Source organism: Flavobacterium sp. M31R6, from assembly GCF_013284035.1.
Lineage (GTDB): Bacteria > Bacteroidota > Bacteroidia > Flavobacteriales > Flavobacteriaceae > Flavobacterium.
This window is the reverse complement of sequence record NZ_CP054141.1, coordinates 3485647-3508507: the sequence shown is the minus strand read 5'-3', so window position 1 is coordinate 3508507 and position 22861 is coordinate 3485647. Positions and strand designations below refer to the sequence as shown.

The window sequence follows — 22861 nt, the reverse complement described above, 5'->3', positions numbered from 1 at the left end:
TTTGCACAGAGTTTTGGAAATTACGTAAAATTGTACACGCTAAAAAGAACGTATTTGGCTTCGATTACGACCAGCGAATTTGAGAAATGTCTTCTGAAAAAAACTTCATGCGTATCCATAAATCCTATATTATTGCATTGGACAAAATTGACACCACCGAAAAAGATTTTGTCATCATTAAAAATGAAAGATTACCTGTCGGGATTACGTATCGCAGAGAATTGATCGATAGGTTGAAGAATAAAAGTATTCAATAGCGACTTGTTTTTTATGACAAAAATTTGGTATTGAGAACAGATAGAATTTATTTTATCCCTAAATCCAAATAAAATTGGTCTATTTCTTTGGTGTCCCAACCCATTGCCACAATAATGGCTTTGGTCTTTCGGGCGTATGTTATGGCTGTTTTTTTATCTTTTGTTTTATTGTATAATCGTGCTAATGAGAAATTACTCTCGGCGGAATCGTTCAATTCGACAGACCGTTTTGCCCAAGTGACAGCAGATTGTAAAGCTTCTTTATCATTGATGTGCTGTATGTAAATTTTGGTGATTTCGTTGATGGTTTTGTAGTCGTTCCAAGCCCATTTTTGGACAGATTCCAATGTGGTTTGTTTGTATTTATCCCAACATTTGCAGGCTTCATACATTTGTAGATCGAGTTTGAACACTAAGGAATCCACTTTAGTTAAATTGCTGTTTTTGGCAAGGATTCTGTTCTTGGAATATCCGATTGAATCTAGGCTTTCCATGTTGTGTTTTAAGGATTGGTTGACTACGCTTACAATTTTGGCTTCGACTCTTTTGGGTGATGCCACTTTAGCAAAATCGCTTTGGTGATCCAAAACGAAATCAAATTCTTTTGTATTCAATTTATTAACGCCAAAGGCAATAATCTTCCAATTGATTGCTGTAAAGAGTTGGTCCTTGGGCTGGGTGGATAGATATTTGGCCACAATTTCATCGGTTTTGTCTCTGTCGATGCTCTTTCTTAGGGCGTTTAAATAAAGCAGACAACTTTCTGAATTTCGAATGTCGTCATTAAATTGGCTTTCTAAATAAGGTAATTGTGTATTTGGATTTAATGCTTTTTTGGATTCCGAAATAAATTCTTCCGGCGTGAATTCACCTCCCGTACTATAGAGATGGGTTTCCTTTTCGTTCAAGTATAAAAATGTCGGAAAGGAAGTTACCCTAAATTTTTTCATAAAATCTTTACCCGTCGGAGATTCCCCATCCATCATTACATTGATGTAGTTGGCGTTAAAAAAATCAATTACAGCTGGGTCTTTTAAAACAGTAGCTTTCATTTTGTTGCAATGCGGGCACCAAGTGGCATAAACCATTACAAAAATTGGCTTTTTGGATGTTTTGGATTGTTCAAGCGCCAGTTTATAATCATTTTCTATAAAATTAATTGTTGTCTTTTGTGCCTTTGCGAACGATACAAAAAACAAGAGGAAGATGATAAAAATATGTTTTATTGAAATTTTCATTGATAAGCTATTTGGGGATAATTGCAATTCTTTATAAAACTGCAATTTAATACTTTTTGTTTATCCGTTTTTTTTTGATTCTATCAAAAGGTATAATTGGCATCAATTACAACTATGTATTTTGTCTTATTTAGTGAAGCATTATTAAAAAAGTGTTCCCTGTATTGATTCTGGTTGCAGATTGTCATTAAATTCGAAAGTATCGATTACAAAAAACTGTTTTATTTTCTCGTCAAATTGGCGCAAAACCAATCGGTCACAAACAAAATGTAAATCAATTTCGGTAAATAATTGATTGGCTTTTATTAGATTTTCGGAACTTAATCTTCGGGCAATGGAGAGATGTGGATTGTCGCTTTTTAGCATATTTGGAATGAGTAGTGATTTATGAAATCGTTTCATGATGTTCTTTAAGCTTTTCTTGGAATCGTTGTCGGGTGCTATGAAAAAAGCACCGTTTTTGGGAAAGGAACCAAACTCATTTAGATACACTTCAACAGGGGATAGTGTATCACATATTTTAAGAATTTGATTTTTGATATTCTCAATTCCCTTTTCGGTTGCCTTAAATTCGCAGATGGTAATATGTCCCACGGAGTTTTTACTGTTGAACCAACCCACTTCAGCTGCCAATTGTTCTTTCATAGACTTTACCAAAGCAAGAATAGGCTCGGGAGGGTGAATAACAAGTGAATATGTCTTTTTCATTTTTTATATTTTTTAAGATTAAAGTAAAATTAATATGATAGACGACTATTTTATCGAATACCTTGAAATTGGGAATGTTTTTTATATTTATGATGTTTGCTTAATCTGTCTGAAAGTAAGATTAATTCTAGGAAGTACGTCTCTCGCCGTTTTTGGTAACTGATGTTCCCAGTAACTGTTTGTTGGTCCTGCCATCAATAAAACGACCCGTGATGTAATGGGATTTCTATTTGCGGAATATGCTTTATAAATTTATGTCGCAGGCGAAACATACGAGTTTCTCCAAAAGTTACCGATGCAATAATCATATCTTTATTAGTGCTAGGCGTTTTGTCACTGTGTCAAGCTACGCCGTCTTTACTATTTCTGTAAAGATTGAGTAATACTGCATTAAATTTTATTTGTGTTTCAATTTCAACTCTTTTTTTTATTGATAATAGTTCTGTAGGCCAGTCTGCATTTGGTTCCCTTCCGCTTCGGTCTCTATCACCGTACCAAGAAACCATTCGGGGAGCTGTGGATGTCCTTGCTTTTTGCAGGAATCAAAAAAGTTGTCCTTTACTTTTTGCAATGCTGTTTTTGACCGCCCTTTGCCACTCATGGCCCGACGTAAAATATCGCCATCTGCTGCTGGCAATCCTCCATAATGCAAAGCAATTTTTATTACATCTTCCTGATACCAAGTTGCTGATAATTTGTCTATTACATGCGACCGATATTCAAAATATGAAGAAAATAAATCGGATCCTCCGTTGGAAATTTTACAGAATATTTCCCGTTATTATCATACTAGTATTGATATATTTCTTTCTGTTGAATTGAAAAGTATTCCCATAGAAAATTTGCTAAAGCTTGGCGATAACAGAATATTACTGCCGATAATGGTAGATCGAAATCAAAATAATTATATTGAGATTGTACCCCATAATGCTAAAGCGGGTTATGCTGCCGGGGGATATTCTGATTCCACATTTATTTCAGAGCTTGAACATATTTATCTCCCTTGGCTCGACAAAAATGAAAAGTACAGGACTTTCCCTGTGGATGAAGATTCTATGCCTGCTCACAACGACAAGTCTTATATAATTGGAAGGTATATTGAAAAAATTGGAGATGTTGTGGATGGTAAAACTTATATTATCATTACCAAGAATCAGGAAATGGTATATAAGCGGCTAAATAAAAACGGAAAAAATGTATTGGTTTTAAAGTCGGATAATAATTTTTATAAACCTTATGAGATTAGATTTTCTGAAATAGCTGAAATATGGGAATATACCGGAAGTCTTGAACGCGAAAATTATAAACCTGAAGTTTTCGATGCCAACAGTTTAGAAGTCATTATCAGCAAGATGCAGCAAGATATGGAAGAGCTCAAAGACAAGTTACAGAATTAGAATTAAGTGGGTTATAGTTTGGAATAATTAAAAGCCATAATATCCGACAGTATAATGTGAATTTCTAAAATCATTTGCTGAATAAATTAAATAATACAAACTGTCTTTTTTCAGTACTGTAGGTCCTTCAGCAACTATACATTCAACTTTTTGGATGTTTTCACATTTCCAATTGTGGAGGGCTACTATAAATCGTATTGGAGTCTTTTACAAGTATGGAATTCCTTTTAGATATTTAATTTTCTATATTGCAAAGGGGAATTGTGTTTTAGCTCTTTAAATTTTCTATTGAAGTTTGAAATGTTGTTAAAACCACATAATTCGGCAATTTCTAAAACGGAAAGTTCATTGTTGTTGGCCAATAATTTTGAAGCACTTTCAATTCTTACCTCTATCAAAAACTGAAAAAAAGACTTGTTGGTTCTAACTTTAAAGTACCTGCAAAAAGCATTTTTGGTCATATTTGCAATTGAGGCAATCTCGTCTAGAGTTATGTTTTTGTGGAAGTTAGTCATAACATGTTCAAAAACGGTCTGCATTCGTTTGCCTTCATTATCTGTAATTTTTTTATCATATAAATAATTCGAAAGTTGCTCTTTTTCATTATTCGAAATCCATTTTATGATATCTAAAAACAGAATAAAGCGTTCGAAGTTGTCCGCTTTTTTTAATTTTTTAAATGATTTGATTATTTTTTTTGGAGGATTATGAATGATGAATCCGTTTTTACTGTTTTCTAAAAAAGGATGAATATTTTTGAAGGTGTTTAAATTAAAAAAATCTTTTCCAAAAGAATTAGTGGTAAAAAACAGGGTGCACATGATTGACGATTCATTTTCACGAGCATCACTTCTAAAAACATGAGGTAAATTACTACCAATAACCAAAATATCTCCTTCTTGATAATGTGAAATAGTATCTCCTGCAAAAACAGCACCTTCACCTTTTTCGATAAAACTAATTTGAATTTCTTCGTGTTGATGGAGTTTGTCATAAAATACAACTTCTCTATCTTCTTGATAAATAAGAGGTTCTTCGCCTGATTTGGGTATTTTAAACGGAAAAACTTTCATGGTTGGTTAGGTTAATTTATATCAAATGTATTTTATTTATCTATAAAAGTGGTAATATATTAGTCTATTTTTTTATCAATAACCATATATAGGATAATATAGTATTATTTTGAGGTAATTTATTGGCGGTAGCCTTCCTGCATTATAAATAATTTTGAACTATAATTAAAATCGATATTATGAGTATTCAATGGAAAGGTGTAATGCCAGCAGTAACAACAAAATTTACTGCAGATGATAAACTAGACTTCAAAATGTTTGAAGTAAATGTAAAAGCACAATTAGAAGCAGGAGTTGAAGGAATTATTTTAGGAGGAACACTTGGTGAAGCAAGTACACTTTTGGAAGAAGAAAAAAGAGAACTTGTAAAAGGTACTGTTGCGATGGTAAACGGACAAGTTCCTATTATAATGAATATTGCAGAGCAAACGACTCGCGGAGCAATTTTGGCAGCCAATAAAGCCGAACAAGACGGTGCAAAAGGATTAATGATGTTGCCACCAATGCGTTATAATGCTTCAGATTATGAAACAGTTGTGTATTTTACGGAAGTAGCCAAAAACACTTCATTGCCTATTATGGTATATAATAATCCTGTAGATTATAAAATTGAAGTTACATTGGATATGTTTGAAGAAATGTTGAAATACGATAATATTCAAGCGGTAAAAGAATCTACAAGAGACATATCAAATGTAACAAGGATTATTAATCGTTTTGGTGATCGTTTAAAGATTTTATCTGGAGTAGATACTTTGGCATTAGAGAGTTTATTGATGGGTTCTGATGGATGGGTTTCAGGTTTAGTAGATGCTTTTCCAAGAGAAACAGTGGCTATTTATAAATTGGCTAAAGCAGGAAGAATCGATGAAGCTCTTAAAATATACAGATGGTTTTTGCCTTTGTTAGAATTGGACATCAATGCATTCTTGGTTCAAAATATCAAATTGGCAGAAGTAGCTACAGGAATTGGTACAGAATATGTACGTGCGCCTAGATTACCGCTTCGTGGTGCAGAAAGAGAAAAAGTTTTGGCTGTTATTGCTGAAGGTTTACGTACAAGACCAACTTTACCAGATTACAAAAATTTGTAATAGCATATTCACATGATTGGCTTTACGGTTTTGATTTGTAAAGTTTAAATTCATAAAAACAATATAAATGATTACAGGAAGAAATTATATAGGAAGTCAACTTAAAGCAAGCGGAACGAAAACGTTTAAAACATTTAATCCGCAATTGAATAAGGAAAATCCTTGGGTTTTTACAGAAGCAACTCAAGAAGAAATTGATGAAACGGTTATTTTGGCCAATCAGGCGTTTGCTGCTTATAAAAAATGTTCTGGTTTGGAAAAAGCGAATTTTTTAAATGCAATTGCAGACGAAATTTTAGCTTTAGGTGAAGAATTATTAGTTCAGTATTGCAGCGAATCTGGTTTCCCAAAAGGGAGAGCAGAAGGTGAGCGAGGTAGAATGATTGGTCAATTGCGTTCGTTTGCAGATATGCTAACTGAAGGAAGTTGGGTTCAAGCTACTATTGACACAGCAATTGCAGATAGACAGCCTGCTCCAAAAGAAGATTTACGAAAAATGCTAGTGCCTTTAGGACCTGTTGTTGTATTTGGCTCTAGTAATTTTCCGTTTGCATTTTCTACAGCAGGAGGGGATACGGCCTCTGCCTTAGCTGCGGGTTGTCCCGTTATTGTAAAAAGTCATTCCATGCACATTGGCACTGGTGAAATGGTGGCTTCGGCAGTTATTAAAGCTGCCAAAAAAACAAATATGCCAGACGGCGTTTTTTCGAATCTTGTAGGTGGAGGAACAACTCTTGGAGCAAGTTTGGTAAAACATCCCCTTGTTAAAGCTGTTGGTTTTACAGGAAGTATTCGTGGAGGTAGAGCTTTATTTGATTTGGCTGCACAACGCCCGGAACCGATTCCCGTTTTTGCCGAAATGGGAAGTGTAAATCCTGTAGTGCTTTTGCCTAATGCTTTAAAAGAAAATAGTCAAAAATGGGCTACAGCTTATGCAGGATCGATTACGCTTGGAGCGGGTCAGTTTTGCACCAATCCAGGATTATTGATCGCGGTAAAAGGTGCCGAACTTACTAAATTTACCGAAGAATTAGCTACTGCTATTGAGAAAATAGAACCTTTTTGTATGCTGCATCCAACGATGCAATCGGGTTTTCAAGAAGGCGCTCAAAAGGTTATTTCTCAAGAAGGCGTTTCAAAAGTAGCAGAATATAAAGGAGAAGTTGCTCCAAATCATGGTGCTCAAATTGTTTTGACTGTCGATGGAAAAACATTTTTAGAGAATAAAATGTTATCTCACGAAGTTTTCGGTCCATTTTCAATCATTGTAAAATGTGATGATGAATCTCAATTACTTTCAATTGTAAATCAATTGGATGGACAGTTAACAGGAACTATAATTGGAGAAGCAAATGAATTAAATGCACATACAGGAATCATTGCAGCAATGCAAAATAGAGTAGGGCGTTTAATCTTTAATGGAGTTCCAACTGGAGTAGAAGTTTGTCCAGCAATGATTCACGGAGGGCCTTACCCAGCTTCCTCAGATTCGAGATTTACTGCTGTAGGAACACACGCTGTTTACCGTTGGGTGCGTCCTTTTAGTTATCAAAATTGGCCTAATAGTTTATTGCCATTGGCTTTACAAAATGAAAATCCGTTGCAAATTTTAAGAACCATAAACAATACCCAAACTCAATCACCTATAAATTATGTTTAAGAAAACTTTTTTTTGTGTAGATGCGCATACATGCGGAAATCCTGTGAGAGTAGTTGCGGGCGGTGGACCAAATTTAGTTGGTGCAAATATGAGTGAAAAACGACAACATTTTTTAAAAGAGTTCGATTGGATTCGTAAAGGATTAATGTTCGAACCCCGAGGTCACGATATGATGAGCGGTAGTATTTTGTATCCACCAAGCAATCCCGAAAATGATTTTGGAATTTTATTCATAGAAACTTCAGGTTGTTTACCAATGTGTGGTCACGGAACTATTGGAACCATAACAATTGCCATAGAAGAAGGATTAATTACTCCTAAAGTTCCTGGAAAAATTAAAATGGAGGCTCCAGCAGGTTTGGTAAATATAGAGTACCAACAAACAGGAAATAAAGTGGATTGGGTTCGTTTGACAAATGTGAAATCATATCTAGCTGCAGAAGGTTTGACAATTGACTGCCCAGAATTGGGTGAAATTACTTTTGATGTTGCCTATGGTGGAAATTATTATGCAATTGTAGATCCGCAGCAAAATTTTTCAGGGATTCAAGATTTTACGGCTGGCAAAATTATTCAGTTTAGTCAAGAAGTTCGCAAAAGAATCAACGAAAAATACCCTAATTATTTTATTCATCCTGAAAATGATACCATTCGTGATGTAACCCACATGTTGTGGACAGGTGAACCATTAGATCCAAAATCATCGGGACGAAATGCTGTTTTTTATGGAGACAAAGCTATAGATCGTTCTCCTTGCGGAACAGGAACTTCGGCTAGAATTGCACAATTATATGCCAAAGGCAAACTAAAAAAGGATGAAGATTTTATCCATGAAAGCTATATTGGCAGTAAGTTTATTGCACGCGTTGTCGAAGAAACCAGTATTGGTGAAATCCCTGCAATTGTTCCAAGTATTCAAGGTTGGGCAAAAGTGTATGGATATAACAACATAATTATAGACGAAAATGATGATCCGTATGCACACGGTTTTCAAGTGATTTAATATGTAATTTAAAATATATAAATTCATTGATAAGCGTTGTCGGTCTTATCAATGAATTTTCTAATTCCAAATATAATGAAGAGAGTAAGTATTGTTGGCGGAGGAATTATAGGATTGTGTTCAGCCTATTATCTTGCCAAAGAAGGTTATGAAGTAACTGTTTTTGATCAATCTGAAATGAATGATGGTTGTTCGTATGGAAATGCAGGAATGATTGTTCCTTCGCATATAATTCCGCTTGCTCAACCCGGGATGATTGCCCAAGGAATGAAATGGATGTTTGATAGCCAAAGTCCGTTTTATGTTAAACCAAGATTAAACGCTGATTTGATAAAATGGGGGCTTCAATTTTACAAACACGCAAACGAAAAGCACGTTGAGAATTGTATGCCTGCTTTGCGTGATTTGTCATTGTTGAGTAAAGAGTTGTACCAAGATTTTGCAAAGGAAAATGATTCTTTTTTTTATAAAGAAAAAGGACTTTTGATGTTGTATAAAACTGATAAAGTAGCCAACGAAATGTTTCATGAAGCCAAGGAAGCAGAGCGTTTGGGATTGGAAGTCGATTATTTGACAAAAGAAGAAGTTTCTCGATTAGAAAAAGGAACAATAACAGATGTTTTGGGTGGAATTCATTATAAAAGTGATGCCCACTTGTACCCTCAAAGGTTCATGGAATTCATTAAAAAAGAATTGCAACACTTACAAGTTGAGATTTATTCTTCCACTTCCGTGAAAGACTTTGTTTTTGACCAAAATAAAATATCAAAAATTATTACCAGTAGAGGTACATTTGAAACAGATGAAGTTGTTTTGGCAGCTGGTTCTTGGAGTCCAACTTTGGCCAAAAAGTTAGGGATTTCGATATCCATTTTGCCAGGGAAAGGATATAGCTTTACGTTGAAAGATGAAAATCACAAGCCTTCAATTCCGTCTATTCTATGTGAAGGAAAAGTAGCTGTAACTCCTATGAATAATGATATTCGTTTCGGTGGAACTATGGAAATAACTCATACAAATGACACCAAAATTAATCAGAACAGACTGCAAGGAATTGTAAATACCATTAATGAATTTTACCCTGAAATGGAAGTTGAAATGCCAAAAGTAGAAGATACTTGGTATGGATTTAGACCTTGTACTCCATCGGGTATGCCTATTATTACTAAAGATAAAAAAGTAGTAAATTTGACTTTTGCAACTGGACACGCGATGATGGGGTTAAGTCTTGCACCTGCAACAGGAAAAATTATTACCGAAATAATCTCAGGAAAAACAACTTCTGTAGACACAAAAATGTTCCAAATATAAAAATATGCGATACGATTCGATTCCAGTTTCTTTGTTTGAAAATAACCGAGGCCGATTTACTTCAAAAATGCAAAGTAATAGTTTAGCTATTTTGACTTCAAATGATGTAATGCCTAATAATGCTGATGATGTAATGGGTTTTGCTCAAAATAATGATTTGTTTTATTTGTCAGGAATCGAGCAAGATGAAACTATTTTGGTGCTTTTTCCAGATGCTTTTAAAGAAGAAAATAGAGCCATTTTATTTGTAAAAGAAGTCAACGAGCATAGTTTAATTTGGGAAGGAGATTTTTTGACAAAAGAACAAGTTAAGGCTATTTCGGGTATTAAAAATGTAAAATGGACGCACGAATTTGAAAAAACATTTCAACTATTTGCATTTGAATCGGATGTGATTTATTTGGGACATAACGAGCATATTAAAAGAGTAACTTCAGATATGTCGACGCGTCAAGATCGTATGATTTTGTGGTGTAAAGAAAAATACCCGCTGCATCAATACGAAAGAGTTGCTAAAATTACCCGTGATTTACGACCAATTAAGTCTGATGACGAGGTAGCTTTAATTCAAAAAGCAATTGCTATTAGTATCAAAGGTTTTAAATCTGTATTAAAAGCAGCAAAACCAAATGTAAAGGAATACGAACTAGAAGCTGAGTTGGCTTATCATTACATAAAAAATGGAGCAACACGCCACGCATTCAAACCTATCGTGGCTTCAGGTAAAAATGCCTGTGCGCTACATTATAATACCAATGATGCTGTTTGCAAAGATGGGGAAATGATTTTGGTCGATTTTGGAGTTTGCTATGGCAATTATAATTCGGATACCACTCGTTGTCTTCCAGTAAACGGAAAATTTAGCCCTCGCCAGAAAGAGGTGTATGAATCCGTTTTATATTGTTTAAAAGAAGGTTCGAAATTATTAAAACCTGGAGTTTTATCAAAAGATTACGAATTGAAAATGGCTGAATTGATTGAAACAGAATTGATTAAATTGAGATTGATTACCTCTGAAGATATTGCAAATCAAAACCCTGAGAGTCCTGCGTATAAAAAATATTTTATGCACGGAACAGCCCATCATTTAGGACTCGATGTTCACGATGTGGGTTTGTATTCAAGACCTTTTGAAAAAGGAATGGTTTTAACTTGCGAGCCCGGAATTTATATTAGAGAGGAAGGAATCGGTGTTAGATTAGAAAATGATTATTTACTTACAGCTGATGGAAACATCAATTTGTGCGAAGACATGCTTATTGAAATTTTTGAGATTGAAGAATTAATGAAAACCAAATAACCTTATCGAAATGAAAAAACTTTTATTATTATTTATCCTTGTTAGCTCAAGTCTTTTTGCTCAAAAAAATAGTATTATAAACCAATTAAATTGGTTGCCAAATTCCCATTCCTTTTGGGTAAATGAGCAAAATAACGTTGTAGTTTATGACGTGGATAAACTGGATAAAAACAAAACAGTTTTGACCAAAGAACAATTGAAGACTTCTGGTTTTGAAGGTGTAATTGAAGAGTTAGTTTGGAACGAAACAAAAACAAAAGTATTGGTTTATACCAATTCTAAAAAAGTTTGGAGAGCCAATACCAAAGGCGACTATTGGTGTTTTGATTTGGAAACAGGGAAAGGAAAACAACTGGGAGCAAACTTAGAAAAATCATCGCTGATGTTTGCTAAATTCTCTAGTGATAATGAAAATGTGGCTTATGTTTCAAAACACAATATTTATATTGAAAATCTAAATTCAGGAAAAATAACGTCTTTAACTACAGATGGAACCGACAAAATTATCAACGGTACTTTTGATTGGGTTTATGAAGAAGAATTAGCCGCTCGCGATGGTTTTAGATGGAGTCCTGACGGGAAAAGTATTGCTTTTTGGCGTGTAGATGCCACCGAAACAAAATTCCATTTAATGATTAATAATACTGATGCTTTGTATCCGTTTATCGTTCCTGTGGAATATCCAAAAGCGGGTGAGAAACCGTCATCGGTAAAAATTGGAGTTATCGACGTTGCTTCTTTAAAAACAAATTGGTTAAATATTCCAGGTGAACCTGATAATAATTATTTGGTTCGTATGGAGTGGGTTGCTAATCAAGAAGTAATGGTAGTGCAATTAAACAGACATCAAAATCAAGCAACACTTTATAACTGTAACACTCAATCAGGGAAAGCTAATGTAATTTACCAAGAGAAATCAGATACTTGGATTGATGTTTTTGATATTTCTTCTGGGGTATATGATGGATTTCCGTGTCAGTTTGTCGATAATGGTAAAGCTTTTTTATGGAGCTCTGATGCTGATGGGTGGATGCATATTTATAAAATAAGCATTGACGGAAAAAAGAAAGAATTGATAACTACTCAGGGATTTGACGCTTACTTTAAAGCGTACAACGATAAAACAAAATCGGTTTATTATATCGCTAGCCCAAAAGATGCAACGCAACGCTACTTGTATGAAACGAATTTGAATTCGAAAAAAACAAAACGAGTAACGCCAGAAGTTTATGTTGGAACCAATAACTATGAGTTTTCTACAGATGGAACTTACGCAAAGCACTTAAATTCTAGTATCAATCGTAACTTTAATATTCGTTTAGTTTCTTTATCCAATCATAAAAAAGTATTACCGTTAGAAGCGGATGTTTTTACAGAACCGAATAGAGATTTTTCTTTAGAAAAATTTAAAGTTACAACAGTTGATGGTATTGAAATGGATGGAATAATGGCAAAACCTTTGGATTTTGATCCGAATAAAAAGTACCCATTGTTTTTTTATGTTTATGGCGAACCCATGGCTTCTGTAGCAAATGATATGCCGTATTTTAATGATTTTATTGAATTGTTAATACCAAAAGGATACATAGGAATTGCAATGGATAATCGAGGAACTCCAGTTTTAAAAGGTACCCAATGGAGAAAATGTATTTATAAAAACATTGGAATTATTAATACTCGCGATCAAGCGATGGCTGCCAAAGAAATTTTAAAATGGAATTTTATTGACACCGATAGAGTGGCAGTACACGGTTGGAGTGGTGGTGGTGCTGTTACTTTAAATTTGATGTTTCAATATCCAGAAATTTACAAAACGGGAGTAGCAATTGCAGCAGTTACTGATCAGCATTTTTATGACAATATTTATACAGAACGCTATATGGGATTGCCAACCGAAAGTGAAGCGTCTTATATTCAAGCTTCGCCAGTAACTCATGCTAAAAATTTAAAGGGTAATTTACTATATATTCACGGAACGGGAGATGATAATGTTCATTATAAAAATGCCGAAGTTTTGATAAATGAATTAGTTAAATATGACAAAATGTTTGACTTAATGATATATCCAAACCGTACTCATGGTATTTATGAAGGTGAAGGAACTTCGAAACATCTAAGCGATACTTTTGTCAAATTTATTGAGAAAAATTGCCCTCCAGGAGCAAAATAGAAGAAACATAAATAATTAAAAAGGGAGCATTTCTGTAATGGAAATGTTCCCTTTTTTGTTTAACTATCTAAATGTATTAATATCCAAAAGGATTATCAATACTGTGCATAGGAGTTGTAAACCACTTTGGACCTTCAGTAGTCATATAAAAATGATCTTCGTGTCGAATTCCGAATTGTCCAGGAATGCAAATCATAGGTTCGTTGCTGACTACCATTCCTTCTTGTAAAAGTGTTTGATTACCTCTAACTAAATACGGGTATTCATGAATGTCCAAACCTGTGCCGTGACCAACACGATGCGGTAATCCTGGAATTCCATAATCGGGGCTTAATCCTGCTTCTCCTAATATTTTTCTAGCAGCATCATCTACAGAACCACAAGTAGCTCCTAATTTTGCAGCATCAAACGCCGCTTGTTGGGTAGCTTTTTCAAGGTTCCAAATTTTGCGGTGAGCTTCCGTAGGAGTTCCATAAACATAGGTACGTGTTATGTCTGATAAATAACCTTCTAAACGACAACCCGTATCAATCAAAACAATATCATTGTCTTTTAAATCTTGAGGAACAGTTACACCATGTGGATATTGCGAATCATCAGAAAACAAAACGATACAGAAATAGGAACCCGAAGAAACACCCGCTTTAATATGCGCTTGGTTGATGAATTCGACAACAGTATCGGCTTTAATACCTGGATATAAAATACGTGCTACTGCACGCTGAACAACCATTGTTATTTCTTTGGCTTGCTGAATAATAGCAATTTCGTTAGCTGATTTTTGAATTCGGCAACCCGTTGTAATGGGTTGAGCATTTACGAAAGTGTAATTTGGATTGGCTTTGGTAACGCCATCAATTAAAAAGTAATTGGCAGATTCATCCAACGCAATTGTTCCGTCATTGTAATTCTTATGCTGCAAAAGCATTCCCATTAAAGTATACGGACTCTCGTGCTCTTCCCAACAATTGATTTTTCCATCAATTTGCATGAATTTTTTAAAAGTTCCGTCTTCAAATTTTGGGACAATGTATTCTAAGGTTCCGTCGTCAAATAGTAAAGCACCCACCATTCTTTCGGATGGATTCCATTTTGTTCCTGTAAAATAATATAAATTGGTTCCAGCGTTGAGGTAAATGGCTTTGTAATTGGCTTCTTTCATCAAAATAATTGCCTTTTGAATACGAGCTTGGTATTCTTGTATTTGAATGGGTTTTACATTCAACGTCATGTCTTGTATTTTTTCTAGCTCTATTTCTGCGGTAGATCCGCCAACTCCTATAGTCATTTTTGTAGTTTTTTGAGATTGTTTTTGTTTGAATAAAGGTATCAAATGATTGGGTACGATGTTTTAGAATTAACGTAAAATGAATCCATTTTTCATGGGATCAATAGGGTCAATAACAAAAGTATTCATTCCTGTAATATGTGCTGTTCCTTCAACTTGCGGAATAACAGCTTTAAAATTTCCATAATCAACTTCAGATATTAATGAACAATTAAATTCGCTATCTGTAATGCTTTCAATTGTGATTGTTTTTTTATAATCAATGTTTTTTCGAGCATGTTCAATTGCGACTCTTCCTGAAACACCAGAACCTGTAGGTGAACGATCAACTTCACCTTCGGCAAAAACGCAAACATTACGACTGTGGTTTTTAGAATTATGCGGCTCATCAATAAAAATAGTGCCGTACAAAAAACTTAAATCATCTTCAAAAGGATGTAATATTTCGCGATCATCTAGCATAACGGTACGTTTTATATCCATTCCAGTTTGTATAATTGCACGGTAATCAGCTGTGGTTAAGCTCAAGTTTAAATTATTTTTTCTAAGGTCAACATAGGCATAAAAAGCGCCGCCATAAGCCAAGTCATAAGTGATTTCGCCCAAGCCAGGAACATTAACCACACGATCTAAACCGACTACAAAACTTGGAACACAATGAAATTTGACACCCGCAACTTTTCCGTTTTTAATATTTACATAAGATGTAATTCGGCCACAAGGAGCGTCAATTTTTAATTCATTTTCACCTTCAACAAGATCAATCCAATTCATTTTTGCCGCCAACGTACTTATTGCAATAATTGCGTGACCGCACATCGTACTGTATCCTTCATTATGAAGAAATAGGATTCCAAAATCAGCTTCATTATCATTGGGTGGAAGTAAAATACAGCCATACATATCGGCATGACCGCGTGGTTCAAACATTAATGTTGTTCTCAGGAAATCATAATTTTCTCTGATGTCTCGGCGGTATTCTAAAACTGAATTCCCTTTTAATTTAGGAAATCCATCTATAATCACGCGCAAAGGTTCTCCGCCAGTATGCATGTCAATTGTTTTAATTTGCACCCAATGTTTGGGAACTATAAAGTTTGTGTTTTCTAGAATGTTTTGGTAAGTTGATGTCATTAGGTTTAAATTATTTTTGGGTAGTAAATTCGTTATAAAAGTGTGCCGCTGCAACTAAATCTTCAAGCGCATGACCAACGGATTTGAAATAAGTAATTTCTTTGTCAGAAGTTCTTCCTTTTTTGGTTCCTGAACACAATTCGAATAAATCGGCTTTAATTGCATCTTCGGTAATAATATTTGTAGAAAGTGGAATATAAATATCACCGCTTTCTTTGAGTCCGCCTTGGTAAGTGTCGATAAATACACTTGATTTTAAAATGGCTTCGTCATCAGCTTCTCGCATATCCTTTTTATAAGCACCAACCAAATCCAAATGTTGCCCTTCTTGCAGCCATTTTCCAAAAACTAAAGCAGTAGCAGATAAAGTAGCGCACGAAATAATGGCTACGTTCCGAATCACGTCTTCAATATTTTCAACGACTTCGCATGTAAACGGAAAATCTTTCAAGTCGTCACATACTGTTTGCGCTTTCGCAGAGTTTCTTCCCCAAACAAAAACTTTTTTTATTGGGCGAACACTTGCATGCGCTTGAATTAAATTGGTTGCTAATGCTCCAGTTCCAATCATCAATAAACTGTCAGAATCGGCTCGTGATAGGTAGCTACTGGCCAAAGCAGAAGTAGAAGCAGTTCTTTTTGTGGTTAATGATTTGGCATCTAATATTGCTTTGATATTCCCTTTATGAGCATCTAAGTAAATGTAAGTTCCTTGAATTGCCGGTAAATCGTATTTTCCGTTATTGGGACTAACGGTTACAATTTTTACGCCCAAATCATTACCTGGATTAAATGCTGGCATTAATAATATAGTAGAATCTTTATTTTCTTCTGGATTTCTAAAATCGTGATGATGGCGCATAGGGACTTCGATTCCTGTATTCGAAAATCCTTTTCTTAAGGCTTCAATTAAGTTCTTGAAATTGCAGTTTTCTTCAATAAAATCATCAGAAATATGTTGGATTGTTTTCATTTTTTTTAAATTTTAAATAAAGTTAAATCAATTTTTAGTTATTGTATTATTTTTTCAAAAATCAGATAAAATATCATAATTTAAGGGTAATATAATATCAGTTTTAGGGAGGTATTGGTTTTAATTTTATAAAATATATTAAGCCCAAAAAATGAAAAAAATACAAAACATAGTTTTACTATTCTTGCTTTTCTGCACGACAATCGAGAGTTCTGCTCAAACAGTGACAGAATTGAATCAAAAATTGACTCAATTATTTCCCAAAGCGGAAATAACACAAATTGATAATTTAGAAGGTTTTACCGAATCATTTCAACTAATTTTAGATGAACCATTAGATCACGGACATCCTGAAAAAGGAACTTTTAAACATTATATTTATTTGTCACACATTGATTTTAAAAGTCCGATGGTTATTGAGACACATGGATATAATACCGCAAATGTTAAAAGTGAAGTAAGTTCATTATTGAAAGCAAATCAAGTTGCTGTCGAATATCGTTTTTACGGAAAATCGCGCCCAAATCCGATACCTTGGGAGTATTTGACCAATGATCAAGCAATAGAAGATTACCATAATATTGTAGTCAAACTAAAAGAGCTATATACCGGGAAATGGATTTCTACAGGAATAAGTAAAGGAGGGGAGACCGCTTTGATTTATAAATCGAAATACCCGAAAGATGTCGATGTTGCAATGCCTTATGTTGCTCCTTTGATCGATACCGAAGAAGATCCTAGAACGGTAGTGCATACGAAAACTGTTGGTACTGCTGAATGTAGAGTCAAAATTGAAAGTTTTCAGCGCACTGTTTTAAAAAATAGAGAAGCAGTTTTAGAAGAATTTAAGAAATATGCTGTTGCCAAAAAAATGGATTTTACTGAAGTTCCTTTTTCAGAAGCTCTTGAATATGCAGTTTTAGAATTTCCTTTTTCTTTTTGGCAATGGGGAGGAAAATGTGATGAGATTCCACTCGAAACAGCACCTGCCAAAGCCTTGTTTGATTATTTAAATAAAGTCGTTGGAGTTGGAACTTATAATGATAAAATGTATTTCAATTATTTGCCATCTTATTACCAACATTTAAGTGAATTAGGATACTACGGATTTGATTTTTCTCCAGTTGAAGATTTACTTCAAATTGTAAAAAACACTTCAAACAACCGATTTTCACCAAAAGGAGTGCCTATTAAATACAATCCGAAATACATTAAAAAGGTTAGAAATTACGTTGAAACCAGAGGAGATCATATTTTATATATCTATGGAGGTTATGATACTTGGTTTTCTTGTTCCCCAAAACCAAATCCTAAATTAGATGCCTTGAAAATGGTACTTCCACAAGGGAGCCACGCTACAAGAGTGAAAGACTTTCCAGAAGAAGAGCAATCATTAATTTTGGAAACTTTGAATAGATGGCTGCGGGAATCGTCTTAAAATAGGTTAACTAGGTTAATAATATAAAATTGGTTAAATCGGAACAGAATTAATTCTGTTCCGATTTATTTTTTCCCATCGTTTTAGTTTGATTTTGTATATATTTAAAAATGTGATTATTTTAAGCCAACTTACTCAATTTATAAGGATAATTTATATCAACATTGGAATCGCAACAGCTAAAGGCATTTCCTTATAAGTGCTCGCATCTGTAGCGTATAATAAGCGCATGGTATGATCATAAAATAATTTACCCTCTAATTTATGTTCTAAACTTTTAAGATTGACAATACTCTTGGCAAGAGAATTTTTATGTTTCATTTAGAATAAAAATATTGCTTAATCTAGTATTTTATATATGGATGATGGATTGTTACAACTCGCTTAAAGCAATATCTAATAGCTCAATCATCTCATCTGCATTTTGTTTATTGAAAGGCATTGGTGGCTTTATTTTTAAAACATTATGCAAAGGACCATCTGTACTTAGTAAAAAACCTTTTTCTTTCATTTTTTCAACAACTATATCAATTTCAGCAACAGCTGGCTCCATTGAATCTCGGTCTTTAACCATTTCCGCACCTATGAATAAACCGTGTCCACGAACATCACTAATAATAGGATATTTAGCCATTAGTTTTCTAAGACCGTCCATCAGGTGGTTTCCCACTTCTAATGCATGTTGTTGCATTTCTTCGTCTTGAAGCACATCTAATACAGCCAAACCTGCCGTCATAGATACAGGATTACCTCCAAAGGTGTTGAAGTATTCCATACCGTTATTAAAAGCATTTGCAATTTCATTAGTAACAATTACGGCAGCCAGTGGGTGTCCATTACCAATTGGTTTTCCTAAAACAACAATATCGGGAACGACATCTTGCAATTCGAAACCCCAAAAATGGTCGCCAATTCGTCCAAAACCAACCTGAACTTCATCAGCAATACAGATTCCTCCAGCAGCTCTAACGTGTTCATAAGCCGTTTTTAAATAATTTTTAGGAAGTGGTATTTGGCCTCCAACACCTAAAAGCGTTTCGCAAATGAATACAGCAGGCGCTTTATCTTCTTTTTTTAAATCTTCGATAATTCGTTGCACATCAGCAGCATATTTTTCGCCTGCATTTGTATCTCCATATTTATAAGTACCACGATATAAGTCGGGATTAATCGCTTTATGAATCCAAGGCATTTTTCCGAAACCGCCTTTACCATCAAATTTATATGGGCTCATTTCCATAGCAACCGTCGATGTACCATGATAAGCATGATCCAGTACAATAATGTCTTTCTGTTTCGTGAAATGGCGACTCATTCGAATTGCCAAATCATTAGCTTCACTACCGGAATTAACAAAATAGCATACACTTAAAGCTGCAGGTAATGTAGCAGTAAGTTTTTCGGCATATTCAATAATAGTGTCATTAAGATAACGTGTATTCGTGTTTAAATTAGCAATTTGTTTTTGCATTTTTCGAACAACAACAGGATGGCAATGACCTACATGTGATGGGTTATTTACACAATCTACAAAAGTTCTTCCTTTATCATCATAGAGAAATTGTAAAGCGCCTTTTGTAATTTTTAGTTTGTCGTTGTATCCAATACTTAAATTTCTACCTATTTTTTCGTGACGAATTGCCAATAAATCATCATAATTTTCATCAGTAATAATTCCTGTAAAACCACAAACTTTTCTAAAAGTATCTTGCGCTTTTATTGGATTAATTCGAATAAGTTGGTTTAGCAATTCCCAAGCTGGTTTTTCAGTAAGAAAATGATGTTCATTGTTGCTTTCTAAAGATGAGTTGTAAGCTGATTGTGTCACACTGATACAAAGTCTCGCTGCAATTAGATAATACAATAAATCAACTTCTTGTTCAGTGAGTGCATATGATTTATGATACCCTTCAACAATTGATGCAGCAACTGTCAATGGGTCTTCCTCACCAAGCATGGCATAAGTACACGCAATTGCTAGATTGTTGATAAGCGCTGTGTAAACCATATCACCAAAATCAATTAAACCACTTATGTTATTTTCTTGAACTAGGATGTTATAATCATTAGCATCGTTATGTATGTAGGCATGACGCAAAGTATGGATTAGAGGAAGTACTTCGCTATCAAATTGCAACAAGAAATAGCCTGCGATTCGTCTTTTTTCGTGATCTAAAATGTATTTTAAATTATCATTTGCCTCGCTAGCACAATTGATATCCCAAGTATAGCGACGGTGCATAGCAAGATGAGAAAAGTAGCGAAGTTCATAATCCATATTTCCTAAAAAGGATCCTAGATTGTAAAATAACTCTTTTGATTTACTTTCTTTTTCTACCCAAAAAGTACCTTCTAGAAAATTGAGAATTCTTACATAATATATTTTAGAATCAGCTTCAACTTTTGTCAAAGCATCGCCCTGTTTGTTGATGCAAAACTGCTGAAATACATTTGCAAGGCTGCTATTTGATAGGTGCTGAATGATTTTTACCTGGGCGTCTAAAAACGGAAGGGGATGATCTTCATTAGATATTTTTAGAATATACTTTTCGTTTGTATCAGTAGATAAAAGAAAATTTAACTCGTCATAACCATTTAATGATTTTGCGGTTGCAGTTAGCCCGTAATTTTCTTTGGCTAATTGCTCAATTGTTTTTTCTGAAAAATTCATCAGTAAATTTTTTGTATTCGTTAATTTTATTTCCAAATTACGGCTTGTGCAGGCTGCAAAGGATTCTGTCCAACCAATATTTTACTTCCTTGTGGAATCGCAAGTTCAACAGGGTCGTTTGAATAATTAACTCCTACATAGAAGCCATCTCTCCATTCGACAAAAACACCACTTGGTAAATTCTCAATAGCCACATTTGCTCTTTCATATACATTGCGTACAATTTGTCTCTCTAAATTTCCCTCAGTACTTTCTACGCCAATGTAAGTTACTGTTCCTTTACCTAACTTTCTAGTAACTGCGGCAGCTTTGCCTTTATAAAATTGGTCTTCATAGGTGGCTAAAACTTCGGTTCCTTTTCTAGGCGATAATACATCTGCCCAGGTGTTCCATTGAAAGTTATTGTTATCTGCTTTTATAATTCCTTTCATATCTGTAACTAATACATCAAAAAAGTCAACATCAGCTCCAATTAAAGGCACGATTGGCGCACTCCAGTTGGTTTCAAAAAAATGTCCGTTTTTGTCTTTTTGTCCAGTTCTACATGTTAAAATCAAATTACCTCCTTTTTCAACATATTTAGTCCATTTGTCCACTAATTTTTGATCAATAAGCTGATACGAACTAGCCACAATAAAATGATATTCATCAAAATTATCTTCCTCTGTAAGAAAATCCACTGGTGCTCCAGTAGATTTGATGGCTGAAGAATACGTATTTCTATGTCTCCAAGTATTCCAATTTTTGGTTTGCTTGTGATTTTCTAAGTCCCAAAGGTTTTCATGACTCCACAGGAAACCTGTTTTTCTGTTGGCAATTTTTTGCGGAAGTACTGCTTTTGGGTTGTACTCTTTACGCAATAGTTTCATGTCTTGAATTGATTGTACAAATTCTTTTCCACCAGTAGAAAGTGTGACTCCGTCAGTGCCCACAATACCTTCGTGATACATTTCGCTACTTCCTAGTGGGTGTCTGTATCTGTAAGTACAGGTAAAAGCGCAACCGCCTCCAAAGGCTTGTGAAAGCCACATGTGAACCGTTCCCGGTTGCAATTGCGGATTAATACTCGCCCAGTTTACTTGTCCTGGTTGTAATTCCATAATCCCTGTAACGCCACTGATGGAGCGATAATAATCGTTTGCTTCATGGATTTTACTAGGATGTCCGATTCTAAAATTGGCTCCACCTAAATTATTTTGACCACTTACGGGGTACATTGTATAGGTGATGAAGTCCATTTTATCAGCCCTTCTTGGGTCTGAGTCGTAAGTCACATTAGTGAAGTTAGTCGTAATCCATTGTTTTGGGTCCGTATATTTTCTCAATATTTCGGCTTGGTCATTTAAGAAACTAGCTTGAGCATCTGCAGTGAATCGCTTGAAATCTAAAATCGTATGTGGACTTAACTTATCTTCAAAATAAACTTCGGTGTTAGGTAATACGATTTGTTCAAAGTTAGAATAACGTGTACTCCAGAAACTACCAACCCATTCCGTATTCAATTTTTCAATAGTCCCGTATTTGGCTTTAAGCCAAATTTGAAATGCTGTGCGAGCAGAAGGACTAAAATCCTCCGTAGACAAAGGCTCGTTGTCAATTTGCCAACCTATAACATTTTTGTTTTTACCGTATCTCTTTCCCAGTTCAGCTACTATTTTCGCTGTGAATTCACGGTATTTTTTATTGGTTACTGAAATATTTGCTCTATTTCCGTGTTGTCTTCGGTTGCCCTTAGAATCAACTAGATATATTTCAGGGTATTTATCACCCATCCAAGCTGGTGGAGTAGGTGTAGGCGTGCAAAGAATCACTTTTAAACCTTCTTTTTCGGCTATTGATAAGGCATCATCAAGCCATTTAAAATCATATTTTCCCTCTTCAGGTTCCATATATGTCCATGCAAATTCGGCGAAATGGGTGAATTCAAAACCTAGCTTTTTTATATTTTTTAAGTCACGATCCCATTGTTCTCTTGGCCATTGCTCAGGGTAATAATACACCCCAATTTGCATTAAATCAGCTTTATTGAAAAACCTCTGAGGATTGTTTTTTTCTTGAGAATGTGCATTCAACTGAAAACCGAATAAGGCTAAAAGTAAAAATATAAGTTTCGTTATTAAGGAATTATAATGAGTCATTACTTAAT

The 22861-nt window shown here is 34.6% G+C and carries 18 protein-coding genes and 1 pseudogene; 9 read left to right on the top strand and 10 right to left on the bottom strand.

The genetic code is table 11. The annotated features are described in order from the left end of the window. Positions 1-86 precede the first annotated feature (86 nt). The gene (locus HQN62_RS19135) at positions 87-257 is read left to right on the top strand and encodes a LytTR family transcriptional regulator DNA-binding domain-containing protein (protein ID WP_371811607.1); all 171 of its coding nucleotides are present in this window, start codon (positions 87-89) and stop codon (positions 255-257) included. Between the two features lie 47 nt (positions 258-304). Here the strand turns inward: HQN62_RS19135 and HQN62_RS14425 are convergent, their stop codons facing one another. The 4 genes and pseudogenes from HQN62_RS14425 to HQN62_RS14415 all read right to left on the bottom strand — a co-directional run. Continuing rightward, positions 305-1495, bottom strand: a complete 1191-nt coding sequence (locus tag HQN62_RS14425; RefSeq protein WP_173504906.1) for a thioredoxin family protein — start codon at positions 1493-1495, stop codon at positions 305-307. A 144-nt stretch (positions 1496-1639) separates the two neighbouring features. Further along, on the bottom strand, positions 1640-2203 hold the full coding sequence (locus HQN62_RS14420) for a 2'-5' RNA ligase family protein (RefSeq protein ID WP_173504905.1): 564 nt from the start codon (positions 2201-2203) through the stop codon (positions 1640-1642). 194 nt (positions 2204-2397) lie between these two features. Beyond that, positions 2398-2511 carry a hypothetical protein gene (locus tag HQN62_RS19130; protein WP_371811606.1) on the bottom strand — a complete coding sequence of 38 codons (114 nt, stop codon included), beginning with the start codon at positions 2509-2511 and terminating at the stop codon, positions 2398-2400. A 206-nt stretch (positions 2512-2717) separates the two neighbouring features. Beyond that, positions 2718-2882 (bottom strand): annotated as a pseudogene (locus HQN62_RS14415) (hypothetical protein); the annotation flags it as partial. Between the two features lie 16 nt (positions 2883-2898). Here HQN62_RS14415 and HQN62_RS14410 point away from each other — a divergent pair. Continuing rightward, the gene (locus HQN62_RS14410) at positions 2899-3600 is read left to right on the top strand and encodes a S24 family peptidase (protein WP_173504904.1); all 702 of its coding nucleotides are present in this window, start codon (positions 2899-2901) and stop codon (positions 3598-3600) included. Between the two features lie 227 nt (positions 3601-3827). On the opposite strand, the gene HQN62_RS14405 is transcribed toward HQN62_RS14410, so the two are convergent. Then, complete coding sequence (locus HQN62_RS14405; RefSeq protein ID WP_173504903.1) at positions 3828-4673, bottom strand: AraC family transcriptional regulator; 846 nt, start codon at positions 4671-4673, stop codon at positions 3828-3830. Positions 4674-4852: 179 nt separating this feature from the next. Here HQN62_RS14405 and HQN62_RS14400 point away from each other — a divergent pair, with 179 nt between their 5' ends. The 6 genes from HQN62_RS14400 to HQN62_RS14375 all read left to right on the top strand — a co-directional run bounded on the left by HQN62_RS14400 (position 4853) and on the right by HQN62_RS14375 (position 13211). Continuing rightward, on the top strand, positions 4853-5767 hold the full coding sequence (locus tag HQN62_RS14400; RefSeq protein WP_116797760.1) for a dihydrodipicolinate synthase family protein: 915 nt from the start codon (positions 4853-4855) through the stop codon (positions 5765-5767). 67 nt (positions 5768-5834) lie between these two features. Then, a complete protein-coding gene (locus tag HQN62_RS14395; protein ID WP_173504902.1) occupies positions 5835-7427 on the top strand; it encodes an aldehyde dehydrogenase (NADP(+)) in 1593 nt (530 codons plus the stop codon). Then, complete coding sequence (locus HQN62_RS14390) at positions 7420-8430, top strand: 4-hydroxyproline epimerase (protein ID WP_173504901.1); 1011 nt, start codon at positions 7420-7422, stop codon at positions 8428-8430. Before HQN62_RS14395 ends, HQN62_RS14390 begins: the two co-directional genes overlap by 8 nt. 75 nt (positions 8431-8505) lie before the next feature. Continuing rightward, entirely contained in the window at positions 8506-9741 is a 1236-nt protein-coding gene (locus tag HQN62_RS14385; RefSeq protein ID WP_173504900.1) for an NAD(P)/FAD-dependent oxidoreductase, read from the top strand. Between the two features lie 4 nt (positions 9742-9745). Further along, the gene (locus HQN62_RS14380) at positions 9746-11041 is read left to right on the top strand and encodes an aminopeptidase P family protein (protein WP_173504899.1); all 1296 of its coding nucleotides are present in this window, start codon (positions 9746-9748) and stop codon (positions 11039-11041) included. A 10-nt stretch (positions 11042-11051) separates the two neighbouring features. Continuing rightward, positions 11052-13211, top strand: coding sequence for a S9 family peptidase (locus HQN62_RS14375; protein WP_173504898.1), 2160 nt, complete (start codon positions 11052-11054; stop codon positions 13209-13211). A 76-nt stretch (positions 13212-13287) separates the two neighbouring features. Here the strand turns inward: HQN62_RS14375 and HQN62_RS14370 are convergent, their stop codons facing one another. The 3 genes from HQN62_RS14370 to lhpI all read right to left on the bottom strand — a co-directional run bounded on the left by HQN62_RS14370 (position 13288) and on the right by lhpI (position 16606). Continuing rightward, positions 13288-14499: a M24 family metallopeptidase gene (locus tag HQN62_RS14370; protein WP_173504897.1), complete on the bottom strand. Its 1212-nt coding sequence runs from the start codon at positions 14497-14499 to the stop codon at positions 13288-13290. A 69-nt stretch (positions 14500-14568) separates the two neighbouring features. Beyond that, complete coding sequence (locus HQN62_RS14365; RefSeq protein ID WP_173504896.1) at positions 14569-15633, bottom strand: proline racemase family protein; 1065 nt, start codon at positions 15631-15633, stop codon at positions 14569-14571. A gap of 10 nt (positions 15634-15643) precedes the next feature. Further along, positions 15644-16606, bottom strand: a complete 963-nt coding sequence (gene lhpI / locus HQN62_RS14360) for a bifunctional Delta(1)-pyrroline-2-carboxylate/Delta(1)-piperideine-2-carboxylate reductase (protein ID WP_173504895.1) — start codon at positions 16604-16606, stop codon at positions 15644-15646. 151 nt (positions 16607-16757) lie between these two features. Here lhpI and HQN62_RS14355 point away from each other — a divergent pair, with 151 nt between their 5' ends. Beyond that, positions 16758-18044 carry a S28 family serine protease gene (locus HQN62_RS14355; RefSeq protein ID WP_173504894.1) on the top strand — a complete coding sequence of 429 codons (1287 nt, stop codon included), beginning with the start codon at positions 16758-16760 and terminating at the stop codon, positions 18042-18044. A 373-nt stretch (positions 18045-18417) separates the two neighbouring features. Here the strand turns inward: HQN62_RS14355 and HQN62_RS14350 are convergent, their stop codons facing one another. Both HQN62_RS14350 and HQN62_RS14345 read right to left on the bottom strand, forming a co-directional pair. Next, entirely contained in the window at positions 18418-20715 is a 2298-nt protein-coding gene (locus HQN62_RS14350; protein WP_173504893.1) for an aminotransferase class III-fold pyridoxal phosphate-dependent enzyme, read from the bottom strand. 26 nt (positions 20716-20741) lie between these two features. Beyond that, the gene (locus HQN62_RS14345; protein ID WP_173504892.1) at positions 20742-22853 is read right to left on the bottom strand and encodes a beta-galactosidase; all 2112 of its coding nucleotides are present in this window, start codon (positions 22851-22853) and stop codon (positions 20742-20744) included. Positions 22854-22861: the final 8 nt, after the last annotated feature.

What these genes read in the sequence shown, in the direction of transcription:
- HQN62_RS19135 (WP_371811607.1), top strand. Translation starts at nt 87, where the DNA reads ATGTCTTCTGAAAAAAACTTCATGCGTATCCATAAATCCTATATTATT.
- HQN62_RS14425 (WP_173504906.1), bottom strand. Translation starts at nt 1,495, where the DNA reads ATGAAAATTTCAATAAAACATATTTTTATCATCTTCCTCTTGTTTTTT.
- HQN62_RS14420 (WP_173504905.1), bottom strand. Translation starts at nt 2,203, where the DNA reads ATGAAAAAGACATATTCACTTGTTATTCACCCTCCCGAGCCTATTCTT.
- HQN62_RS19130 (WP_371811606.1), bottom strand. Translation starts at nt 2,511, where the DNA reads ATGATTATTGCATCGGTAACTTTTGGAGAAACTCGTATGTTTCGCCTG.
- HQN62_RS14405 (WP_173504903.1), bottom strand. Translation starts at nt 4,673, where the DNA reads ATGAAAGTTTTTCCGTTTAAAATACCCAAATCAGGCGAAGAACCTCTT.
- HQN62_RS14400 (WP_116797760.1), top strand. Translation starts at nt 4,853, where the DNA reads ATGAGTATTCAATGGAAAGGTGTAATGCCAGCAGTAACAACAAAATTT.
- HQN62_RS14395 (WP_173504902.1), top strand. Translation starts at nt 5,835, where the DNA reads ATGATTACAGGAAGAAATTATATAGGAAGTCAACTTAAAGCAAGCGGA.
- HQN62_RS14390 (WP_173504901.1), top strand. Translation starts at nt 7,420, where the DNA reads ATGTTTAAGAAAACTTTTTTTTGTGTAGATGCGCATACATGCGGAAAT.
- HQN62_RS14385 (WP_173504900.1), top strand. Translation starts at nt 8,506, where the DNA reads ATGAAGAGAGTAAGTATTGTTGGCGGAGGAATTATAGGATTGTGTTCA.
- HQN62_RS14380 (WP_173504899.1), top strand. Translation starts at nt 9,746, where the DNA reads ATGCGATACGATTCGATTCCAGTTTCTTTGTTTGAAAATAACCGAGGC.
- HQN62_RS14375 (WP_173504898.1), top strand. Translation starts at nt 11,052, where the DNA reads ATGAAAAAACTTTTATTATTATTTATCCTTGTTAGCTCAAGTCTTTTT.
- HQN62_RS14370 (WP_173504897.1), bottom strand. Translation starts at nt 14,499, where the DNA reads ATGACTATAGGAGTTGGCGGATCTACCGCAGAAATAGAGCTAGAAAAA.
- HQN62_RS14365 (WP_173504896.1), bottom strand. Translation starts at nt 15,633, where the DNA reads ATGACATCAACTTACCAAAACATTCTAGAAAACACAAACTTTATAGTT.
- lhpI (WP_173504895.1), bottom strand. Translation starts at nt 16,606, where the DNA reads ATGAAAACAATCCAACATATTTCTGATGATTTTATTGAAGAAAACTGC.
- HQN62_RS14355 (WP_173504894.1), top strand. Translation starts at nt 16,758, where the DNA reads ATGAAAAAAATACAAAACATAGTTTTACTATTCTTGCTTTTCTGCACG.
- HQN62_RS14350 (WP_173504893.1), bottom strand. Translation starts at nt 20,715, where the DNA reads ATGAATTTTTCAGAAAAAACAATTGAGCAATTAGCCAAAGAAAATTAC.
- HQN62_RS14345 (WP_173504892.1), bottom strand. Translation starts at nt 22,853, where the DNA reads ATGACTCATTATAATTCCTTAATAACGAAACTTATATTTTTACTTTTA.